14 protein-coding genes are annotated in these 20,229 nt (G+C 42.5%); 9 read left to right on the top strand and 5 right to left on the bottom strand.

Annotated elements, in window-relative coordinates; all coding sequences use genetic code 11:
* The gene (locus VR862_RS06695; protein ID WP_324720180.1) at positions 1-861 is read right to left on the bottom strand and encodes an MBL fold metallo-hydrolase; all 861 of its coding nucleotides are present in this window, start codon (positions 859-861) and stop codon (positions 1-3) included.
* A gap of 35 nt (positions 862-896) precedes the next feature.
* On the bottom strand, positions 897-2,681 hold the full coding sequence (locus VR862_RS06690) for a cation:proton antiporter domain-containing protein (RefSeq protein WP_324720179.1): 1,785 nt from the start codon (positions 2,679-2,681) through the stop codon (positions 897-899).
* A gap of 170 nt (positions 2,682-2,851) precedes the next feature.
* On the opposite strand from VR862_RS06690, the gene VR862_RS06685 reads away from it, so the two are divergent.
* Both VR862_RS06685 and VR862_RS06680 read left to right on the top strand, forming a co-directional pair.
* A complete protein-coding gene (locus VR862_RS06685) occupies positions 2,852-4,879 on the top strand; it encodes a cation:proton antiporter (RefSeq protein ID WP_324720178.1) in 2,028 nt (675 codons plus the stop codon).
* A 93-nt stretch (positions 4,880-4,972) separates the two neighbouring features.
* Positions 4,973-6,853: a cation:proton antiporter gene (locus tag VR862_RS06680; protein ID WP_324720177.1), complete on the top strand. Its 1,881-nt coding sequence runs from the start codon at positions 4,973-4,975 to the stop codon at positions 6,851-6,853.
* Here the strand turns inward: VR862_RS06680 and VR862_RS06675 are convergent.
* Positions 6,850-7,608, bottom strand: coding sequence for a YebC/PmpR family DNA-binding transcriptional regulator (locus VR862_RS06675; protein ID WP_324720176.1), 759 nt, complete (start codon positions 7,606-7,608; stop codon positions 6,850-6,852). The two genes, VR862_RS06680 and VR862_RS06675, sit on opposite strands and share 4 nt — an antisense overlap.
* Before the next feature lie 174 nt (positions 7,609-7,782).
* Between VR862_RS06675 and VR862_RS06670 the strand changes: the two genes are divergently transcribed.
* On the top strand, positions 7,783-8,139 hold the full coding sequence (locus VR862_RS06670; protein WP_324720175.1) for a four helix bundle protein: 357 nt from the start codon (positions 7,783-7,785) through the stop codon (positions 8,137-8,139).
* 117 nt (positions 8,140-8,256) lie between these two features.
* Here the strand turns inward: VR862_RS06670 and lepA are convergent, their stop codons facing one another.
* Positions 8,257-10,053 carry a translation elongation factor 4 gene (gene lepA / locus VR862_RS06665; RefSeq protein ID WP_324720174.1) on the bottom strand — a complete coding sequence of 599 codons (1,797 nt, stop codon included), beginning with the start codon at positions 10,051-10,053 and terminating at the stop codon, positions 8,257-8,259.
* A 254-nt stretch (positions 10,054-10,307) separates the two neighbouring features.
* On the opposite strand from lepA, the gene VR862_RS06660 reads away from it, so the two are divergent.
* The 6 genes from VR862_RS06660 (at position 10,308) to VR862_RS06635 (ending at position 18,141) form a co-directional block, all read left to right on the top strand.
* Entirely contained in the window at positions 10,308-11,570 is a 1,263-nt protein-coding gene (locus VR862_RS06660; protein WP_324720173.1) for a sugar MFS transporter, read from the top strand.
* 2 nt (positions 11,571-11,572) lie between these two features.
* Entirely contained in the window at positions 11,573-12,397 is an 825-nt protein-coding gene (gene murQ / locus VR862_RS06655) for an N-acetylmuramic acid 6-phosphate etherase (protein ID WP_324720172.1), read from the top strand.
* A gap of 73 nt (positions 12,398-12,470) precedes the next feature.
* On the top strand, positions 12,471-14,123 hold the full coding sequence (locus tag VR862_RS06650; protein WP_324720171.1) for a glycoside hydrolase family 10-like protein: 1,653 nt from the start codon (positions 12,471-12,473) through the stop codon (positions 14,121-14,123).
* A gap of 59 nt (positions 14,124-14,182) precedes the next feature.
* Entirely contained in the window at positions 14,183-15,403 is a 1,221-nt protein-coding gene (locus VR862_RS06645) for a C40 family peptidase (protein WP_324720170.1), read from the top strand.
* A 287-nt stretch (positions 15,404-15,690) separates the two neighbouring features.
* Complete coding sequence (locus tag VR862_RS06640) at positions 15,691-16,452, top strand: creatininase family protein (RefSeq protein ID WP_324720169.1); 762 nt, start codon at positions 15,691-15,693, stop codon at positions 16,450-16,452.
* Positions 16,453-16,509: 57 nt separating this feature from the next.
* Positions 16,510-18,141: a beta-N-acetylhexosaminidase gene (locus tag VR862_RS06635; protein ID WP_324720168.1), complete on the top strand. Its 1,632-nt coding sequence runs from the start codon at positions 16,510-16,512 to the stop codon at positions 18,139-18,141.
* Between the two features lie 134 nt (positions 18,142-18,275).
* Here the strand turns inward: VR862_RS06635 and nagB are convergent, their stop codons facing one another.
* Positions 18,276-20,204, bottom strand: coding sequence for a glucosamine-6-phosphate deaminase (gene nagB, locus VR862_RS06630; protein WP_324720167.1), 1,929 nt, complete (start codon positions 20,202-20,204; stop codon positions 18,276-18,278).
* Positions 20,205-20,229 lie beyond the last annotated feature (25 nt).

Here is a 20,229-nt window from a genome sequence, read left to right as displayed (position 1 = left end):
CTAGTTAAAAATTTCATTAAATTTATATACTTCGTCTAATCGTACTCCTTTTTCAGTTTCTTTTACTGTAATGATCTTGTTGTGGGCATCATGTTCCAGGAAGAGATAAAAGGTCTCTTTTGCTGCTCTTTCAAGAAAGGTTTTTTTCTCCGGAAGGGTGAGCAAAGGCCGCGTGTCGTATCCCATCACAAAAGGAAGTGGGATATGCCCTGCTGTAGGTAAAAGATCGGCCATAAATACAAGGGTTTTATCCTTATATTTTATGTGTGGGATCATTTGTTTATCTGTGTGTCCATCTACAAAAAGAATTCCGAAATCAAGTTCGGAGGATTCCTGATAGGCGCCCCCGGCTCTGTTTATAAACTTTAGCTGACCACTTTCCTGCATGGGAAGAATATTCTCCTTTAAAAAGGAAGCCTTTTCCCGGGCATTAGGTTTTGTAGCCCAATCCCAGTGTTCCTTGTTGCTCCAGAAGGTTGCGTTTTTAAAGGCAGGCTCAAAGCCCGTGTGATCTTTGTTCCACTGTACACTGCCTCCGCAGTGATCAAAGTGTAAATGAGTCATAAAAACATCTGTGACATCATCTCTTGAAAAGCCATATTTCCTTAGAGATTTATCAAGGCTGTCATCTCCCCAGAGATAGTAGTAGCCAAAGAATTTTTCACTTTGTTTATTTCCCATTCCCGTATCGATGAGAATGAGACGCTCCCCGTCTTCAATTAGAAGACAGGTTGCAGCAATATCGATCATATTATTTTCATCTGCCGGATTGGTCTTGTTCCAGATGGATTTTGGTACTACGCCAAACATAGCACCACCATCCAGCTTAAAATTACCGGCTTCAATTGGATATATTTTCATGAATTTTCAGGTGGTTTAAAGGGTCTAAATAAAATTCACTGTAAATATATTATTTTTTCACCGGGACTAATGTTGTCGTGGTAGTGGAACGGCCTTTTAATACCTTCAGGATTTACAATAAGAAGTGGGAGGATATTCATATGATGCTCCTTTTGTTCCTTGACCCAGTTTCGTGTTGACATTTCCTCTTCGATGATCACTTCCTTCTCCTCTACCTGGTTCTGACTTAACTTATAGCTCCAGGGCTCCAGTTTTGTCTTATTGGCAAACATGGATGATGCATCAATACGATCCAGCATATCAACGCCTGCACCCGATTCTTTAGGATCCATTAATACGATCTTCTTCGGAACATAAAAGGAGTCGTTAGCCAGTTGTGCAGCCAGTAAATTGATCTCACTATTAGGGGTAAGTGCTATAAAAGTACCTTTATCAATGGCTTTTGCCTGCTCCATGGTTTCTTCCTTGAGGATATTTCCAAAAACTGTGTCGATCCCTTCCTTTTTAGCAAGGGCTACCATTTCCCGGTTAGAGTCTACAAGAGTTACATCATTATCTTCCTTAAGGTGCTTTGCCAGGTATATTCCCAATGGATTTGCTCCAAGAATAAGAAATCCTTTTCGCGATTCCTGATGAATGAGCTCTCCCCTGTCTTTAAGCCATTTCGTGGTCCAGGTGAGGAAGACGGGTACAGTTAAGGTCGTAAAAATGGCCATGAAGACCAGGATTGAAAAAATTTCAGGAGAAATAATTCCCATTTCCAGACCAATTCCCGCAATGATGATCTCTACCGCTCCCCTGCCATTCATTCCGGTACCAACAGTTATTCCTTCGCGCCACCCATAACCACTTGGTAGATAGAACAAGGCAGTACCGCCTATTTTACCTATCATGGCAACCAATGTCACAGCTATAAGCATCCAAAGATCGGTCTGGAAGATGTCCAGGGTTACATTAAAACCTGCAGAAACAAAGAAAATAGGAGCTAAGAACCCAATAGAAACATCGTGAAAAATGTCATTAATTTCCTTGGATATTTGCCTGTTAAAGACTCCGTCCCTAATAAAAAGTCCGGCCATAAAAGCTCCTAAAATGCTGTGCAGTCCGGCGAGTTCGGCGAGTTCGGCAAACCCGAAAACAATGATCAGGATAAGAGTGAAGTGAAGAGTTCGATCCTTGATCTTTGCACGGCTAAGGGTTTTACCCAGCATGGGCAAAAGATAAATACCACCAAGGGCCGTGAGAATGAAAAAGAGAATAGCTTTTCCGGCAACCCATATGAGGCCCATGGTATCGATGTTTCCGGCGTCGACAAAGCTCATCATTCCGGCGAAGATGATAAGGGCAAGGGTGTCAGAAATTAAAGCTCCCGCCATAAGCACATAGGCGATACGGGTGTTTAGAAGCTTAAGGTCGACCAGGATACGGCTTTTGGTGGCAAGGGAAGTCACCCCTACCGCAATTGCGACAAAGATCGCTGCCATGTTTGTTCCTCCAAAGTAAATGATGGTGTAATAGCCCAAAGCGAACGGAACTACAAAACCACCAATGGCTGCGAGTAGGCCGGGCCAGGAGGCTTTTCCCAGATCCCTAAAGTTGATCTCCATCCCAATATAGACCATTAGCAGGATGATCCCTACCTCTGCCAGAACGCTTATCATTTCTGAAGTTTCAAGCATTCCCAGAACAGCAGGACCCAGGATGATACCAATGACAAGCTCTCCCAGTATTGCGGGATAACCCATTCTTTTTGCAGCGGCACCACCAACCCAGGCTCCTATTAGGATGATAAGCAGACTAAAAATGTTGAATTCTTCCATAGGCAGGGAATTTTTTTCAGGTATTAGGGAATTCCGTTTGATGCTGCATGTGCATCTACAGTACCAGCTTTCCTTTTTTTAGCAAAATCACCTAAAAATAGTATTTTTTAGAGGAATTTAATTTTTTGAGTAACAATATCGGCTAATTTTAAGGCCATTATAACAAATCGATGAACGAGTTTGCCGAACTTTTGAAACACGAGTTTGAATTACCATTATCAAATCCGGTCCTGGTCTTCTCACTTATCCTGCTCATTATACTAATTGCGCCAATTGCATTGCGACGGATAAATATTCCGGGTATTATCATTCTCATTATTTCCGGGATCATCATTGGGCCCTATGGAGCAGGTCTCCTGGAGCAGAATGCCGCAATTGATCTTTTTTCCACAATTGGATTATTGTACATCATGTTCATAGCGGGGCTGGAGCTGGATATGAACCAGTTCAAAGCAAACCAGAACAAGAGCTTTCTCTTTGGTTTTTTTACTTTTATTATTCCCCTGGGAATAGGCTTTCCGGTATGTTTTTACCTGCTGAATTATGACTTCAATGCCAGTTTTTTAACTGCCAGTATGTTTGCTACTCATACGCTGCTCACCTATCCAATTGTTAGTAAGCTGAAGGTGTCAAAAAATGAAGCTGTAGCTATTACAGTTGGTGGAACCATACTCACAGATACCGCTGTACTTATAGTTCTTGCAGTGATCATGGGGAACCATGAAGGCACGCTTAATGCAGCATTCTGGCAACGTCTTGGAATATCTCTTGCCATTTTTTCAGCCATTATGTTCCTGCTCGTACCAAGAATTGCTAAATGGTTCTTTACGAGCATGGAGAACGAAAAGCACTCCCACTATATTTTTGTGCTCACGGTCGTTTTTATTGCCGCCTTCCTTGCCGAACTTGCCGGGGTTGAACCTATTATTGGTGCTTTCCTGGCCGGATTATCATTGAACAGATTGATCCCGCATTCTTCAGCTCTTATGAATCGGGTAGAGTTTATAGGTAACTCCCTTTTTATCCCTTTTTTCTTAATTAGTGTGGGGATGCTTGTAGATATCAGCGTAATTTTTAGCGGTCCTACCGCTTTGATTGTTGCAGGAACACTGAGTGTAGTTGCTGTTTTTGGAAAGTGGCTGGCATCACTTTTTACACAGCTAAGTTTTAGGTATTCGGCTGCCCAGCGAAAGGCGATCTTTGGGTTAAGTAGCGGACATGCTGCGGCTACTCTTGCCGTGATCATTGTTGGTTTCAATGCCGGAATAATTGATGAGAACATTCTCAATGGTACAGTAATTCTCATTTTGGTGACCTCTATTGTTGCAACTCTGGCAACACAAAGAGCGGCAACTAAATTAAAAGCTGAAACAGAGAAAGATCTCTCACAGGAGGTAAAAAAGACCGAAGCTTATAAAAATGAAACCGTGCTGCTACCTATTGCCAACATCCTAAATTTCGATAAGCTGCTGGAATTTGCTATTCTTATAAAAGATAAAACTTCCCCTAATCCAATCTCTATTCTTTCTGTAGTTCCGAATAATGCTGAAGCCGAAGTAAATATTGCCCGGGCTACTCATAAGCTCGAGGATTTCGTTTCACAGGCATCTGCCGCCGAAGCTGAAGTGACCATTCATGCTACCATTGATCAGAATGTTGCTCAGGGAATAGCCCGAAAAGCACGGGAGATCATTGCCGATCTTATCATTTTTGGATGGCCATCAGATAAGGGTCTTATGGATAAACTTATCGGCAAGAAGATGGAGCGCATAATTGCAGCTAACAATAAAACCTCGTTCATAACTTACTTCAGCCGGCCCCTGGCCACACACAAGCGACTTTTTATAGCTGTTCCTGCGTTAGCTGAAGAAGAACCGGGATTTCCGTTATGGGTGAAGAAGATCGAACTACTTTCTAAGGAACTAAGTGTACCAATCGTCATCAACTGCAATGAGGTGTCAAAAAAGGCAATTTCCGCAGAGCTTAAAAAGCTTAAGAGTGATGCTCCTGTGAGCTACAATAAATTTAACGACTGGAACGATTTCTTAATACTGGGAAGAGATATGCAGGAAGAGGACGTTGTAGTACTGGTTTCTGCAAGAAAAGGTTCCAGGTCTTTCCAGAGTGTATTAACCGGGATACCTGCTAAGCTTGAAAAATATTTCTTTGACAAAAGTAGGATCATCATATACCCTTAAAGTTTTCTGAAGGAAAAGATGAGCTCTAGCAGGTTCTGTTGTTAAAACATAAAAAGTTAACTTTAGAGCCTGTTTAAGCTTTAAAAAGAACACATGTTAGAACTCGCAGGCTTAGTGATCCTGGGCATACTGGCGCAATGGGTTGCCTGGAAGACCAAAACTCCGGCAATTCTCCCGCTTATATTAATCGGTTTATTTGTAGGCCCCGTTTCCACGCTCCTTTCCGAAGATGGCACAAAATGGCTGGAGCCGATCTGGAATGGGGAAGAAGGAGTTTTCCCGGGGGAGAGCCTATTTTATTTTGTTTCCCTGGCTATTGCAGTTATTCTGTTTGAAGGAGGACTTACTTTAAGACGGGGAGAGGTAGGAAATATTGGTCCTGTGATCGTGAAATTGATAAGCGTAGGAGTGGTGGTCACCTTTTTTGGTGCAGGTCTTGCCGCACATTTCATCTATGGTTTTTCATGGCAGATCTCTTTTTTGTTTTCCTCTCTTATCATTGTAACAGGGCCAACTGTTATTGCACCTATTTTGCGGAATATCCCCTTAAAGACCCACGTCTCCTCCATCCTTAAATGGGAGGGAATATTAATTGATCCTATTGGTGCGCTTATCGCTGTCTTGATGTATGAGTTTATTCGGGTGGAAGGCGGACAGGATTTTACCATGACAGCCCTGACCGAATTTGGAAAGATCATCCTATTCGGATTTACTTTTGGATTTACCTTTGCTCATATTCTGGCACTATTAATCAAGCGGCACATTATTCCTCATTATTTGCTAAATGTCTTTACTCTGGCTACGGTTCTGGGAGTATTTGTTCTGGCCGATACTTTTGCGCATGAAAGCGGACTCTTAGCCGTAGTGGTAATGGGAATGGTCATGGGAAATAAAGATCTTCCAAACATAAAGGAACTACTTTATTTTAAAGAGTCTTTGAGTGTACTTCTCATTTCCATCCTCTTTATTCTTTTAGCTGCCAACATCGAGATTGCCGAACTTATGCTCATTTTCAACTGGAAAGCTGCCATCCTTTTTGGAGTCGTAGTGCTTGTTGTAAGGCCGCTCGGCGTGATCCTTAGTTCCCTTGGATCCAACCTTAAAGCGAACGAAATTGCATTCATAAGTTGGGTGGGTCCCCGGGGTATTGTTGCAGCCGGTATTGCCTCCCTTTTCGGACTCAAACTGGCGCGGGAGGGAGTTCCCGGGGCAGAGTATATCACTCCGCTGGTCTTTATGATCGTACTTTTATCTGTACTGCTCAATGCTACTACTGCAAGGATCTTCGCAAGACTTGTGGGCGTGTTTGTAAAAGATGCCGAAGGAATTTTGATTATAGGGGCATCTTCGGTTTCCAGATTGGTTGGAAAATATCTACAGGATAATAAAAGACACGTAGTGTTAATGGACAACAACGCCGACAATGTTATGAAGGCCAAAGACGTTGGACTCGACGCTATAGCGGGTAGCGTTTATGAGGATGATCTCTTCAACAATATTGAATTGAACGATGTAGGTTACCTCATGGCAATGACCGGAAACAGTGATATTAACAAAACCGCCATCAATAAATTTACCAGTCAGTACGGAGAAAAAGGTTCTTTCCGGCTTATTTCTTCTGACGAAATGAATGATCCTGAAACCAATCCCGCAGAAGGATTATTTTCTCATACAGATGACTATATCAAGCTAACCGAAGTGGCCCGATGTTACCCTACCATTCATGAGGTGGTGTTGAACAGCAGAAAACATTATGAAGGACTTATCGAGATTTCCAAGACAGATCCCGAGATCATTCCTCTCTTTGTTAAAAAGGATACGGGTGAACTCGAGATCATTCCTTCACATAGCTCTGAGGTCGAAATTAAAAATGGATATCAACTTGTGTACCTGGGAAAAAAGATACAGAAGGAAGAGGAAGAACAGGAAGAAAATTATGAGGAAACAGTTGAACAGCTGGATAGCAGGGCCTAATCTTCCTGCATGGCCTCCAGGAGCTCATCTGAGAGTTGAAGGTTATGATAGACGTTCTGCACATCATCATCCTCTTCAAATTTCTCCACCAGGTCAAGGATCTTCTTGGCATCTTCTACTGGCAATTCCACAGTGTTTAAAGGAATGCGTTGTAATTCTGCATTTTTGGGCTCTATGTTCAATTCTTCCAATTTGGCATTCATAGTACCAAAATCGGTGAAGTCTGTATAGACGTATACAGTATTTTCTTCCTTATCGATTGTGGTTGCCCCACCTTCAATAAGCTCCAATTCAAATTCTTCCATATTGGAGGTAATACTGTCACGATCAATGCTGAAAACGCCCTTCCTGTCAAATAAGAACTCGAGAGAACCATTAGTTCCAAGACTGCCGCCGTTTTTAGAGAAGATGGACCTCACCGAAGCCACTGTGCGATTAGTATTGTCTGTAGTACATTCAATAAAGAAAGCTATTCCGTTTGGGCCGTAACCTTCAAAGGTTACCAGCTCATAATTGTCGGCTTCTGCTCCACTGGCTTTTTTAATTGCACGTTCAATAGTGTCCTTTGGCATGTTCACGCCCTTGGCATTGGAAATTGCATTCCGCAGCGCCGGATTAGCTTCAGGATCGGGTCCTCCGCCATCTTTTACGGCAACACTTATTTCCTTTATCGCCCTGGTGAATTGTTTAGCTCTTTTCTTATCCTGGGCTCCTTTTCGGTGTTTAATATTTGCCCATTTGCTGTGTCCGGCCATTGAATGAGTTTTTAGTCTGTAGTTCGGAGTTCGTAGAATAGCTTAAGGAGCAAAATTAAAAAAATGAGATAAACCTGTAATTTTGGTCTTTTCGAATTAGATATGAATGCAAAAATGTTTTTAATAATTTAATAATCAGTAATTTAAAAAGCTACTTTTGACACAAAATAGAAGATGAAATTCAACTTTGAAGATTTGCAGGTTTACCAGAAATCACTTGATCTGGTGGATATAGTTTATGAAGTTTCCAAACAATTTCCAAAAGAGGAAATTTATGGACTCACCTCTCAGTTCAGACGGGCTGCAGTGTCGATTTCTCTCAATATTGCTGAAGGCTCAGGAGGCACAAAAAAGGAATTCCTAAAGTTTCTTCGAACAGCTTCTAACTCTTTGAAAGAATGTATTGTCTGCATCACGGTGGCGCAACGACAGAATTTTATCTCTACTAAAGATCATGACGATCTAAGAAAAAAGTTAATCGAAATTTCGAAGATGATTTCCGGGTTAAGGAATTACCTATTGAAGGAGTAATTTTGAATTTATTATTACTCAAATGGGATTAGTGGAATTCTCCAAACTCTCAACTCAGCACTGAAATAAATTTCTCCAAACTCCGTACTCTCGACTATGAACTAAAGCTGAACGTCCCTAGTCGTTCAACTTCAAAACGGCCATAAAAGCTTCCTGCGGAATCTCTACGTTTCCTACCTGGCGCATTCTCTTCTTACCTTTTTTCTGCTTTTCAAGAAGTTTACGCTTTCGGGAGATATCTCCACCATAACATTTTGCAGTTACATCTTTTCGAAGAGCTTTTACGGTCTCACGAGCGATGATCTTGGCACCAATTGCTGCCTGGATTGGAATATCGAATTGCTGTCTGGGTATAAGTTCCTTCAGTTTTTCACACATTTTCTTTCCAATGTCATAGGCGTTGTCAACGTGCAGAAGTGCAGATAAAGCATCAACAGTACTTCCGTTAAGCAATACGTCAACTTTTACAAGTTTGGATTGGCGCATTCCAATAGGGGAGTAGTCAAAAGAAGCATAGCCTTTAGACACTGTTTTAAGCCTGTCGTAGAAGTCAAAGACAATTTCCGCTAATGGCATATCAAAGCTCAGCTCTACCCGTTCAGGAGTCAGGTAAGTTTGGTTGGTTATCTGTCCGCGTTTCTCGATACATAGAGACATAACAGGACCTACAAAATCAGCCTTTGTGATAATAGTAGCCTTAATATACGGTTCTTCAACCCTGTCGAGACTTGATGGCTCCGGAAGGTCGGAAGGGTTGTTGACCAGGATCACCTGGTCCTTGTTCTTGTGAGTATAGGCGTGATAGGAAACGTTGGGCACTGTTGTGATCACAGTCATATCGAATTCCCTTTCAAGGCGCTCCTGAATGATCTCCAGGTGCAGCATTCCTAAAAATCCACAGCGGAATCCAAATCCAAGTGCTGCCGAACTTTCAGGTGTAAAAACAAGAGAAGCATCGTTGAGCTGCAGTTTCTCCATGGAAGCTCGCAGATCTTCGTAATCTTCGGTATCTACGGGGTAGATTCCGGCGAAAACCATTGGTTTTACATCCTCGAATCCGGGAACAGCTTCGGTAGTTGGATTCTTAGCATCGGTAATGGTATCCCCAACTTTCACTTCCTTGGCTTCTTTGATCCCCGTGATGAGGTAACCCACATCTCCGGTCTTGATCTCCTGCCTTGGAAGTTGTTTCAGCTTTAAAGTTCCAACTTCATCGGCGTAATAATCCTTATCTGTCGCAACAAATTTTATATGCTGACCTTTTTTGATCGAGCCATTGATCACCCGAAAATAAGTTTCAACTCCCCGAAACGGATTGTAAACCGAGTCAAAGATAAGTGCTCTCAGCGGGGCATCCACTTTTCCCGTTGGAGGCGGAATCCTTTCAATGATTGCAGCCAGGATCTCATCAATTCCAATTCCTGTCTTTGCACTCGCAGGTATAACATCTGATGCATCACAACCTAAAAGATCTACAATGTCATCGGTCACTTCTTCAGGATTGGCACTTGGCAGATCCACTTTATTTAGTACTGGAATGATCTCCAGGTCATTTTCAAGGGCCAGATAAAGGTTGGATATGGTTTGTGCCTGTATACTTTGTGCAGCATCAACAACAAGTAAGGCTCCCTCACAGGCAGCAATAGAACGTGAAACCTCATAAGAAAAATCCACGTGTCCCGGAGTGTCAATAAGGTTGAGAATATACTGTTCCCCCTTATAGACATAATCCATCTGGATCGCATGGCTCTTGATGGTAATCCCTCTTTCTCTTTCCAGGTCCATGCTATCCAAAAGCTGCTCCTGCTTTTCGCGATCGGTCACAGATCCTGTGGAGTCCAATAAGCGATCGGCCAGAGTGCTTTTTCCGTGGTCTATATGGGCTATAATGCAAAAGTTGCGAATGTTCTTCATGTGTCAATTTCAGGATTAATTTTCCGCTGCGGGAAACCTCCGTTTAAAGCCTACAAATATAGTCTTTTTTAAAGCCCTTTAAAGAAAACTTCAATTTTCACTTTACCTCTCAAAAGTGGCTTTTAAAGGCTAAACTTCAGCACCTTCCATAAATTAATGAATGCTGAAATTATTCTTTCTCCATTTAAGCTTTATTTAAGAAATGCATATCTTGGTAGCATTAAATTTAACCCTTAATCCTATCCCCGGGACACATGGAAAAATCTTCTTCTACAAGTACCAATAAATCAATTGTCATCATTGGTGCATTGTTCTTCATTTTTGGATTCGTTACCTGGCTTAATTCTGTTTTAATCCCTTATCTCAAGATCGCCTGTGAACTCAACAACTTCCAGTCTTATTTTGTAGTGACTGCATTTTATATTTCCTACCTGGTAATGGCTTTGCCCTCAGCCTGGGTTTTACAGAGAACAGGATATAAAAAAGGAATGTCATTAGGATTGCTGGTCATGGCAGTAGGAGCGGTGATCTTTATTCCCGCAGCTTACGCCAGGGCCTATGAGCTGTTTTTGCTCGGCTTGTTCGTACAAGGTACTGGACTGGCTCTTTTGCAAACTGCGGCCAATCCTTATGTGGTAGTATTGGGTCCTGCGGAAAGTGCTGCAAAACGCATAAGCATCATGGGAATTTGTAATAAGGTCGCCGGAGTATTGGCGCCTATTGTGCTTGGGGCAATTCTTTTCAGTTCATCAGACAATCTTACTGAAACTGTTGAAACTTTAACCGGAGTGGAGAAAGCAGAGGCTCTTGATACTTTGGCCGAAAGAGTGATTAACCCTTACCTGGTGATGATGGGAATTCTTATCCTGCTAGCGGCATTGGTTTATTTCTCTTCCCTTCCTGAAGTTGACGCCGACGCCGAAGACGAAGAACTTGCTAAGTCTAATCTTTCCAAAAAGAGTATTTTTCAGTTCCCTCATGTTTTCCTTGGAACCTTAGCTCTGTTCCTTTATGTAGGTGTTGAGGTGATCGCAGGAGATACTATAATAAATTACGCCAATGAAGCTCACGGTATTCCGCTAACAGATGCAAAATTCTTTGCCAGTTTCACACTGGGAGCGATGATAGTGGGTTATGTCATCGGGATATTTACTATTCCGAAATATATAAGTCAGGAGAATGCTTTAAAAGTATCAGCTATTCTTGGGATCGTGTTTGGAGTGGTGGCCATCTTTAGTCCCGGGATTATTTCGGTTACTGCCATTGCTCTTCTTGGAATTGCCAATGCCCTTGTATGGCCGGCAATCTGGCCTATGGCGCTTGCAGGGCTGGGTCGTTTCACAAAAATCGGATCTTCATTTTTGATCATGGCCATCGCCGGGGGAGCGGTCATCCCGCCCATCTACGGTTTACTTGCCGATTCATGGGATCCACAGCAGGCATACTGGATCCTTATTCCTTGTTACCTTTACATCCTTTATTTTGCAACAAAAGGTTATAAAGTAAAATCTCTTTAGACATGAGCACCCGCACGACAGAACAGGCTTCCAATTACGATCATCTCGAAAAGATGTCTACGGAAGAAATTCTGAAAAACATAAACAATGAAGACAAAAAAGTGCCCCTGGCCGTTGAAAAAGCAATTCCGCAGATAGAAATTCTTGTGGATAAAGTGGTAGAGAAGATTGCCAATCACAACGGCCGACTCTTCTACATTGGTGCGGGAACCAGCGGGAGACTGGGTGTACTGGATGCATCAGAATGTCCGCCAACTTTCGGGGTTTCTCACAATGTGGTTATTGGGTTGATCGCCGGGGGAGACGGTGCGCTTCGAAAAGCAGTTGAAAATGCCGAAGATGACTCCGGGCTGGCTTGGAAAGACTTGCAGGAATTCAGCATTTCTAAAAATGATGTTCTGGTGGGGATAGCTGCTTCAGGCACTACACCTTATGTAATTGGTGGGATCAAAGAAGCCCGTGAGAATGGCCTTCTTACAGCATGTATTACTAATAACGCGGGTTCGCCTCTTAGTCAGGCGTCCGAGATTCCTATTGAAGTTGTGGTAGGGCCCGAATTTGTTACCGGTAGTACCCGCATGAAATCGGGTACAGCCCAAAAACTGGTGCTAAATATGCTTTCCACGGCTGTGATGATAAAGCTCGGACGGGTAAAAGGGAACAAAATGGTGGATATGCAGCTTTCAAATAAAAAACTTGTTAGCCGTGGAGAGCTTATGTTGATGGAGGAACTCAATATTTCCCAGCACCTGGCATCAACCTTACTCGAAGAATACAGGAGCGTACGAAAAGTGCTTGAAATTTTTAAGAATAAACCTGAAAAATAACATTTTCCAATACACTATTTTTACCGGCTTGAGGGTTATATAACCTGAATAACTTAACCTGCTTTAAAGATCTATGCTGAAGAAAAAGCTGTTCATTACCGGCCTGTTGGCCTTTACCCTTGGTCTTAACGGATGTTCTACCTCCAAACCTGTGGCTCGCTCGAAGAAACCTGCTTCGGAAAGAGTGGTAAAAAAACCTGCTGAAGTGACGGAAGAAATTCCCGTAGTCACTCGCGAAGAAGTGACCGAAGAATTACCGGTTACTCCCGAAACAGTCAAAGAAACACCTGCCGATAAGCCCTTTCGCAGCTCACCCTATGTGATGCGGGAATTCCGTGCGGCATGGATCGCGACTGTGGCCAATATTAACTGGCCCAGCAAATCTGGACTCTCTACTGCCGAGCAGCAGAGAGAAGCACTGGCTTTATTGGACTTTCTGAAAGATCATAATTATAACGCAGTTATATTCCAGGCGAGACCACAGGCTGATGCGCTTTATCCAAGTGAACTTGAACCTTGGTCTTTTTTCCTAACCGGAGTACAGGGGCAGGCACCTGAGCCTTATTACGATCCCCTTCAGTTCTGGCTGGATGCCGCACATGAACGCGGACTCGAATTCCACGTGTGGCTAAACCCCTATCGTGCACATCATTCTACCGGAGGTGAGGTAACTGCAGCTTCAGCAGTGAAAAAGTATCCCAGCTTTATGGTGAAGCTCAAGAACGGCATGTGGTGGATGGATCCTGCTAAAAAGGAAACCCAGGATCATACTTCTAAGGTCGTCATGGATATTGTGAAGCGTTATGATATTGACGGAGTGCATTTTGATGATTACTTCTATCCTTATGCTTCTTACAACAAAGGCGAAGATTTTCCCGATGCCGAGAACTATTCCGCCTACAAACAAAAAGGCGGCAGCCTCTCAAAAGCCGATTGGCGAAGGGAGAATGTAAACGAGTTTGTAAAGCGGATCTATAAAGAGATCAAAGCCGAAAAGCCAAAAGTGAAATTCGGGATAAGTCCCTTTGGGATTTACCGTCCCGGTTACCCAAAGACCATCACCGGAATGGATCAATACAGCGAACTCTATGCCGATGCCCGGCTGTGGCTTAATGAGGGCTGGATAGATTATTATTCGCCACAACTGTACTGGAAGATAAGTCAAACGGCGCAGAGTTTTCCCGTGCTGTTGGGCTGGTGGGAAAAAGAGAACCTTCAAAAAAGGCATTTATGGCCGGGGATCAACATTGATTTTGGGGGAGACGATCCAAACCTCATCGAAACTGTGAGCCAGATCATGATTACCCGCGGCATGTTGCCTGAAAGTAAGGGCAGCATTCACTGGAGTATCGGCCCACTATTGAAGTATCCTAATCTTTCCGCCGGAATATTAGAGAACGCCTACAAGAAAAAGGCCCTGGTGCCGGCTTCGCCCTGGTTAGATGGAGAAGCACCGGCCATGCCATCTGTAGAGGTAGTAAGTATTGGTAAGCAGGTGAGGGTAGAATGGGAACATCCTTCTCAAAATGATATTTTTCAATGGGTAGTTCACTATAAGTTTAATGGCGCCTGGGATTACAAGATCCTAAGCAAGAATGAAAGGTCATTGCTCTTGCCGCGTGAGGTCAACGGGCATCAGCTATCGCAGGTTGGGGTAACCGCAGTGGATAGAACAGGCAACCAAAGCGAATTTGTAGAGAAGAAAGTAATGGTTACTTTGCCTTAGTTATTTTGAATAATCAGTATTTTCCGAAGAAAGGAAGATGAAAAAATAAAGCCTTAAAAATGACATTTTTGAAACCTTATAGTTTAGCTCTTTTATTGGCGACACTTTTCGTTGCCTGTAATGACGCTAAGCAGGAACCAATTACTTCTGAAGAAAACCCAACAGATGCATATATCAAAGATGTGCAGACAGAATTTGTGCCCGACAGGCGTGTGGCGCGGTTTGATGTAACAGGGGAAGAATACGAAGGAAAATTTGTATTGCGAGGAGAAACTACAAACCCTGAAGCTTTGGCAAGGCTAAAGCAAAAGCTGGATTCTGCTGCCATTGAATATGTAGACAGCATACAGGTTTACCCTGCACAGGACTTGGAAGGAAAGACAAATGCGCTGGTGAGAATTTCAGTAGCAAATATCAGGTCTAATCCTAAACACTCTGCAGAACTGGCTACGCAGGCAACTTTGGGAACTCCGCTAAAGGTTCTGAAAAAAGAAGGGGAGTGGTATCTGGTGCAAACACCCGATAAATATCTTTCCTGGGTAGATCACGGCGGCGTCAGCCTTTATTCTGACCAAGAACTGGAAGAATGGAAAGCATCAGAAAAAGTGATTTTCATGCAACCTTTTGGTCAGGTCTATGAAACTGCTTCTGAAGACTCCGGAGTGGTTTCGGATGCTGTGGCAGGTAATATCTTTGAATTAAGAGGTGTCAAAAATGGCTTTTTTGAAGTAGAATATCCCGATGATCGCACTGGTTTCATCAAAACTTCTGAAGCAAAAAAATATTACGATTGGCTGGCAAACCTCGATGCTTCAGAAGAAAACCTGGTGGAAACTTCAAAAAAGCTGATGGGCCTTCCATATCTGTGGGGCGGCACATCGGCAAAAGGTGTGGATTGCAGTGGTTACACCAAAACCGTTTTTTTCATGAACGGAATGATCATTCCAAGGGATGCTTCTCAGCAGGTTCATGCAGGAAAATTGGTTGATGAAGACAAGAATTTCGGGAAACTACAAAAAGGAGATCTGCTTTTCTTTGGAACTCCTGCAACCGATACTACCAAAGAAAAGGTAGTGCACGTGGGCATGTGGATAGGTGATGATCAATTCATACACTCCTCGGGCCGGGTGCACGTGAGCAGCATGGATTCAACAGCTGCAAACTTTGACGAATTCAACTACAATCGATACCTGCGTACAAAAAGAATTTTAGGGCAGGAGGACCAGGCAATAGTCCACTTGAACAACAGTAAATTATTTTCTCAAGAACGATCGAATTAGGACAGGCAAAAAACTTTTCCAAACTATATAAATGGATCCAACAGAAACTTCTGTAAAAATTTCACAGAAGTAATTAAAGGATCCTGAAAAGTTCTTAACTTGTAGGAAGAATAAGAATACCTTTTAAGCCACTCTACAAGCTGTTCCTAACTCACTTTCACTTCTCCTTTTATTGAAGTAATCTTGAAGGGATCAGAGGAACTGTGGAATGGGTAGTAATCAGGGGAAAAAGGAAATTTCCTTTTAAAGACGAAAAAAGGTACCTCTTATAAGAATTCTCTCAAAGTATGAGGCCGTACATTCTTGCTGAAACTAATTGGAAAGATCTAAAGAACCGCGAGGTTGAATTGGCAGTTCTACCATGGGGCGCTACCGAAGCTCATAATTATCATTTGCCTTACGCTACAGATAATTATCAAATCGAGGCCATTACTGCAGAAGCAGGAAGATTGGCATGGGAGAAAAAAGCAAAGCTCGTGATACTGCCAAATATTCCATTTGGTGTTAATACGGGACAGGCGGATATTAAATTGAATATTAACCTTAATCCCAGCACACAGTTTCAAATCCTTTCTGATATTATTCAAGTTTTAAACCGTCAGGGAATTTTTAAGCTCATCTTGTTGAATGGACATGGCGGGAATGATTTCAAACCATTGCTAAGAGAATTGGGTTTAAAATATCCCGATATTCTTTTGGTGACTACAAACTTTTACAGCATTTTGGATAAAAGCCAATTCTTCCAAGAAGCAGGTGATCATGCCGACGAAATGGAGACCAGCCTTATGCTTTATTTAAGATCAGATCTGGTTATGCCTCTTGAAGAAGCCGGAAAAGGAGAAGAGAAAAAATCGAAAATAAAGGGAATAAGAGAAGGCTGGGTCTGGTCTGAAAGAAAATGGTCAATGGTCACCGCCGATACAGGAATAGGAAATCCTAAGAAAGCAACAGAGAAAAAAGGCAAAGAATTTTTTAATGCTGTTACCGCAAAAATTTCGGAATTATTTATAGACGTCGATAAAGTGGAAATAAACAACCGCTACGGATAATTAATTTAATCGTGACCCGGAAGCAAATCTTTATTTATTAAAACTAATTTTCCAAATATGAACTCAGGCTTAATTAAAACCTCCATTGGTTTACTGCTGGGATTTGCAGTATTTTCATCCTGTTCAGGACTAAAGTCCCCAGAAATCATTAGCGCTGAAGGTGCGCCACCCAGTATTGTTCCCATGCCACAGTCGGTAGAGTGGAAGGAAAACATGTACCTGATCCCAACTCAAAACAAGATCTGTTTTAGTGAAGGTGGTGAAAAAACAGCTCAATGGCTGCGGCATCTTTTAAAGGCGGCAAACATAGAAGCCGAAAGCACTTCAGGAAGATCCTGCGGAAACTGGAATATTGTTGTAGATACTGCTTTGGAAGAGGAATTAGGGGAAGAAGGCTATACTCTTGATATTAATGACGCGGGTGTTACTATCACAAGCGCAACAGAAGCTGGTTCTTTTTATGGGATTCAATCCTTACGACAATTTTTTCCACCTGAAATTGAGAAGGAACAGCTTAAAAATAAAGAGATTTTGTTGAGACAGGCATTTATTGAAGATAATCCCTCCTATAGCTGGCGGGGAACTATGGTGGATGTTGCCCGAAGTTTCTTTTGCCTGGAATATTTAAAGCAGCATGTTGACAGAATGGCCTTATATAAATTGAACCGCCTGCACCTGCATTTGACCGATGATCAGGGCTGGCGTATCGAAATAAAGAGCAAGCCTCTGTTAACAGAGATAAGTTCAAAGGGTTCTGTTGAAGGAGGACGTTCGGGATATTTAAGTCAGGAGGAATATATTGAACTTCAAAAATATGCAGCCGACAGGAATATAGTGGTGATTCCAGAAGTCGATATGCCCGGTCACATTTATTCTGCACTGGTAGCTTATCCGGAACTGAGTTGTTCTGAATATTCCAACATTGAACCAAAAAGAGCCACTCCTCCAGAACTTTATTCTGGTTATGAAGTGGGGTGGAGTAAATTTTGTCTTGAAAAGCCTGAGATCTATGATTTTGTTACCGATGTTATCGGGGAATTATCGTCCATAACTCGTGGTCCATGGATCCACATAGGAGGAGATGAGATCGAAGATCCAAGGTATGAAGAGTTTGTTGTAAAAGCTGATTCTATTGTGCAAAGCTTCGGAAAAACCACTGTAGGCTGGCAGGAGATTGCCAAGGCTAAGGTTAGCCCCAACGCGATTAGCCAAAAGTGGTGGGCGGGTGATAGCGAACCTGTGGTTAACCTGAGAACCATCCAATCTTTCTGTTCTCATTTTTACCTGGATCATGCAAATGTGCCGGGCCAGGAAAATACCCTTAACTGGTGTAAAGAAAGCGGAGTCTCTATTGAAGATGTTTATAGTTTTAGTTCAGACGATCCAATGGTTATAGGTGTGGAATCTCCGGTTTGGAGTGAGCATGTTCTAAGCGATGAAATGATGGATGACAGGTTCTGGCCGCGCGTTCTTGCTGTTGCTGAAGTAGGTTGGACGCCCGAACCTCAAAGAGATTTTCAGGATTTTCTTGAAAGGGTAGCAGCTCAGGGAGAACGTCTTGACGAAATGGGAATCCATTATTTTATAACTCCAAATGTAAAATGGCGCAAGAGAGGTAAAGCCCAAAGGCCGGGAAGCGTATTCTCCAATTTTGAGACAGGCAAGGAATTGACTCAAAAAGAACTTTAATTCTTTCTGCTGGAAATACAGGAGCCTTCCCTGGAATTTTGTCACTGAGCCATGAAGGAGCTATAGAAAACTGGAGCCGGGGAAAAAAGTACTAAAATTGGTACTGCCAAGTAGAAAGTTATTCGAGTGGCTTTTTAGACTGCTTCGAATTTCCATTTTACAAAAGCCTCCATAGCTTCATAATTGGCTAATCCCAATTTATCGTAGTTTATAGCTGTTTCACGATTGCGTTCTTGTGCACGCACCCAAAATTCCCTCTCATCATCGCCGGGAAATACCGGCCTGTCCTTTTGAGACTGGTGTTGAAAAATGGCATTTCTTTTTCTCGTTACTTCCTGCGGGGATAGAGGTACTGCCATTTCTATCTCATGGGTTTGGAATTCATGCCAGGCCCCCCGGTACATCCATAACCAGGTATTTTGTGCCCATTCTTCCATTTTTCGTAACTGTTCCATAGCTTTTATCACAATGTTGAAACAAACCAGGTGAGTACCATGTGGATCGGCAAAATCACCTGCTGCAAAAATTTGGTGGGGCCTAATCTTTTGAAGTAGATCTACAGTCATTTTCACATCTACATCTGTAACCGGATTTTTAACTGTTTTACCCGTTTCATAAAAAGGTAGGGCCATGAAGTGGATATTTTCATCAATGACGCCTGCATATCTTGCAGCCGCGTGGGCTTCTGTTTTTCTAATAAAGGCCTTTACATCTCTCACTTCAGGTATGTCAATTTCATTGGCCTGCTTTCTCTTTATAAAATCCCGCATTTTTTCATAGGTCTCTTCCAGTTTGTTTACATTTTCTCCCAGACTCTTATTAAAGTCTATTGCAAACTCAATATATCTAAGAACGTCTATGTCCCACACCGCCGTATTACCGGACGTTTGGTAGGCGACATGTACATCATGCCCCTGATCTACCAGCCTTATAAGCGTTCCTCCCATGGAAATTACATCATCATCCGGATGAGGTGAAAAGATAAGAGATCTCTTTTGTGCAGGCTTTGCACGTTCCGGTCGCTGAGAATCATCGGCATTGGGTTTGCCTCCCGGCCATCCGGTTATACTGTGTTGAAGCTGATTAAAGATCTTTATATTTATGTCGTAAGCCGGTCCTTTTTCGGTAACGAGCTGTGCCATACCGTGACTGTTATAGTCCTCTTCGGTCAACTTTAAGATAGGTTTGTTCACCTCTGTCGATAACCAGATGACTGCTTTTTTTATAAGATTATCATCCCACAGGCAATCTTTTACCAACCATGGGGTATCAAAACGAGTAAGTTCAGATGCCGCGTCATGGTCTAAAATAAACTCGGTATTATCCGATAATTGAAGGTAAGTAGCCGGAACATCTGCCGAAATTTCTCCCTCCACAGCCTTCTTTATAATAGAGGCTTTCTTGGTATGCCAGGCCATAAGGATGATCTCTCTGGCCTTGAAGATAGTTCCAATCCCCATGGTGATGGCTTTTGTTGGTACATTCTCTTTTCCTCCAAAATCCCTTGAGGCATCGCGCCTGGTAAGATCGTCTAATGTTACCAACCGGGTACCGGAATTGGGTGCAGAACCGGGTTCGTTAAATCCAATATGGCCGGTGCGGCCTATACCAAGTATCTGTAAGTCCAAACCTCCTAAAGCACCAATTTTGTTCTCATAGGCTATACAGTATTCTGCGATGTCTTCTTTTTTCAGTGTTCCGTCGGGTATATGTATGTTCTGCTCTAGAATATCGACATGATCAAAAAGGTGTTCATGCATGAACTTGACATAGCTTTGCTTGGAAGTAGGTTCCATAGGATAGTACTCATCCAGGTTAAATGTAACTACATTACGAAAGCTTAGGCCTTCCTCCTTATGATACCTTACGAGCTCGGCATAAACCTCAATAGGAGTAGCACCGGTAGCCAATCCCAGGACAGCTTTTTCGCCTTTTATTTGTTTTTTTTTAATGAGGTCCGCTATTCTTTTTGCTACTATTTTTGAAGCTATATGTTGATCCTTAACAACGGTAACAGGTACTTTTTCAAAACGGGTTTCTTCAAGTAAGTTTAATCTAGCCATGATATTAAAGTATTGTGGGTCCTAT

Origin of the sequence: Salinimicrobium aquimaris, assembly GCF_035607535.1 — a bacterium.
GTDB lineage: Bacteria > Bacteroidota > Bacteroidia > Flavobacteriales > Flavobacteriaceae > Salinimicrobium.
Note: the sequence above shows the minus strand (reverse complement) of the source record. Positions and strands in the feature narration are given on the sequence as shown.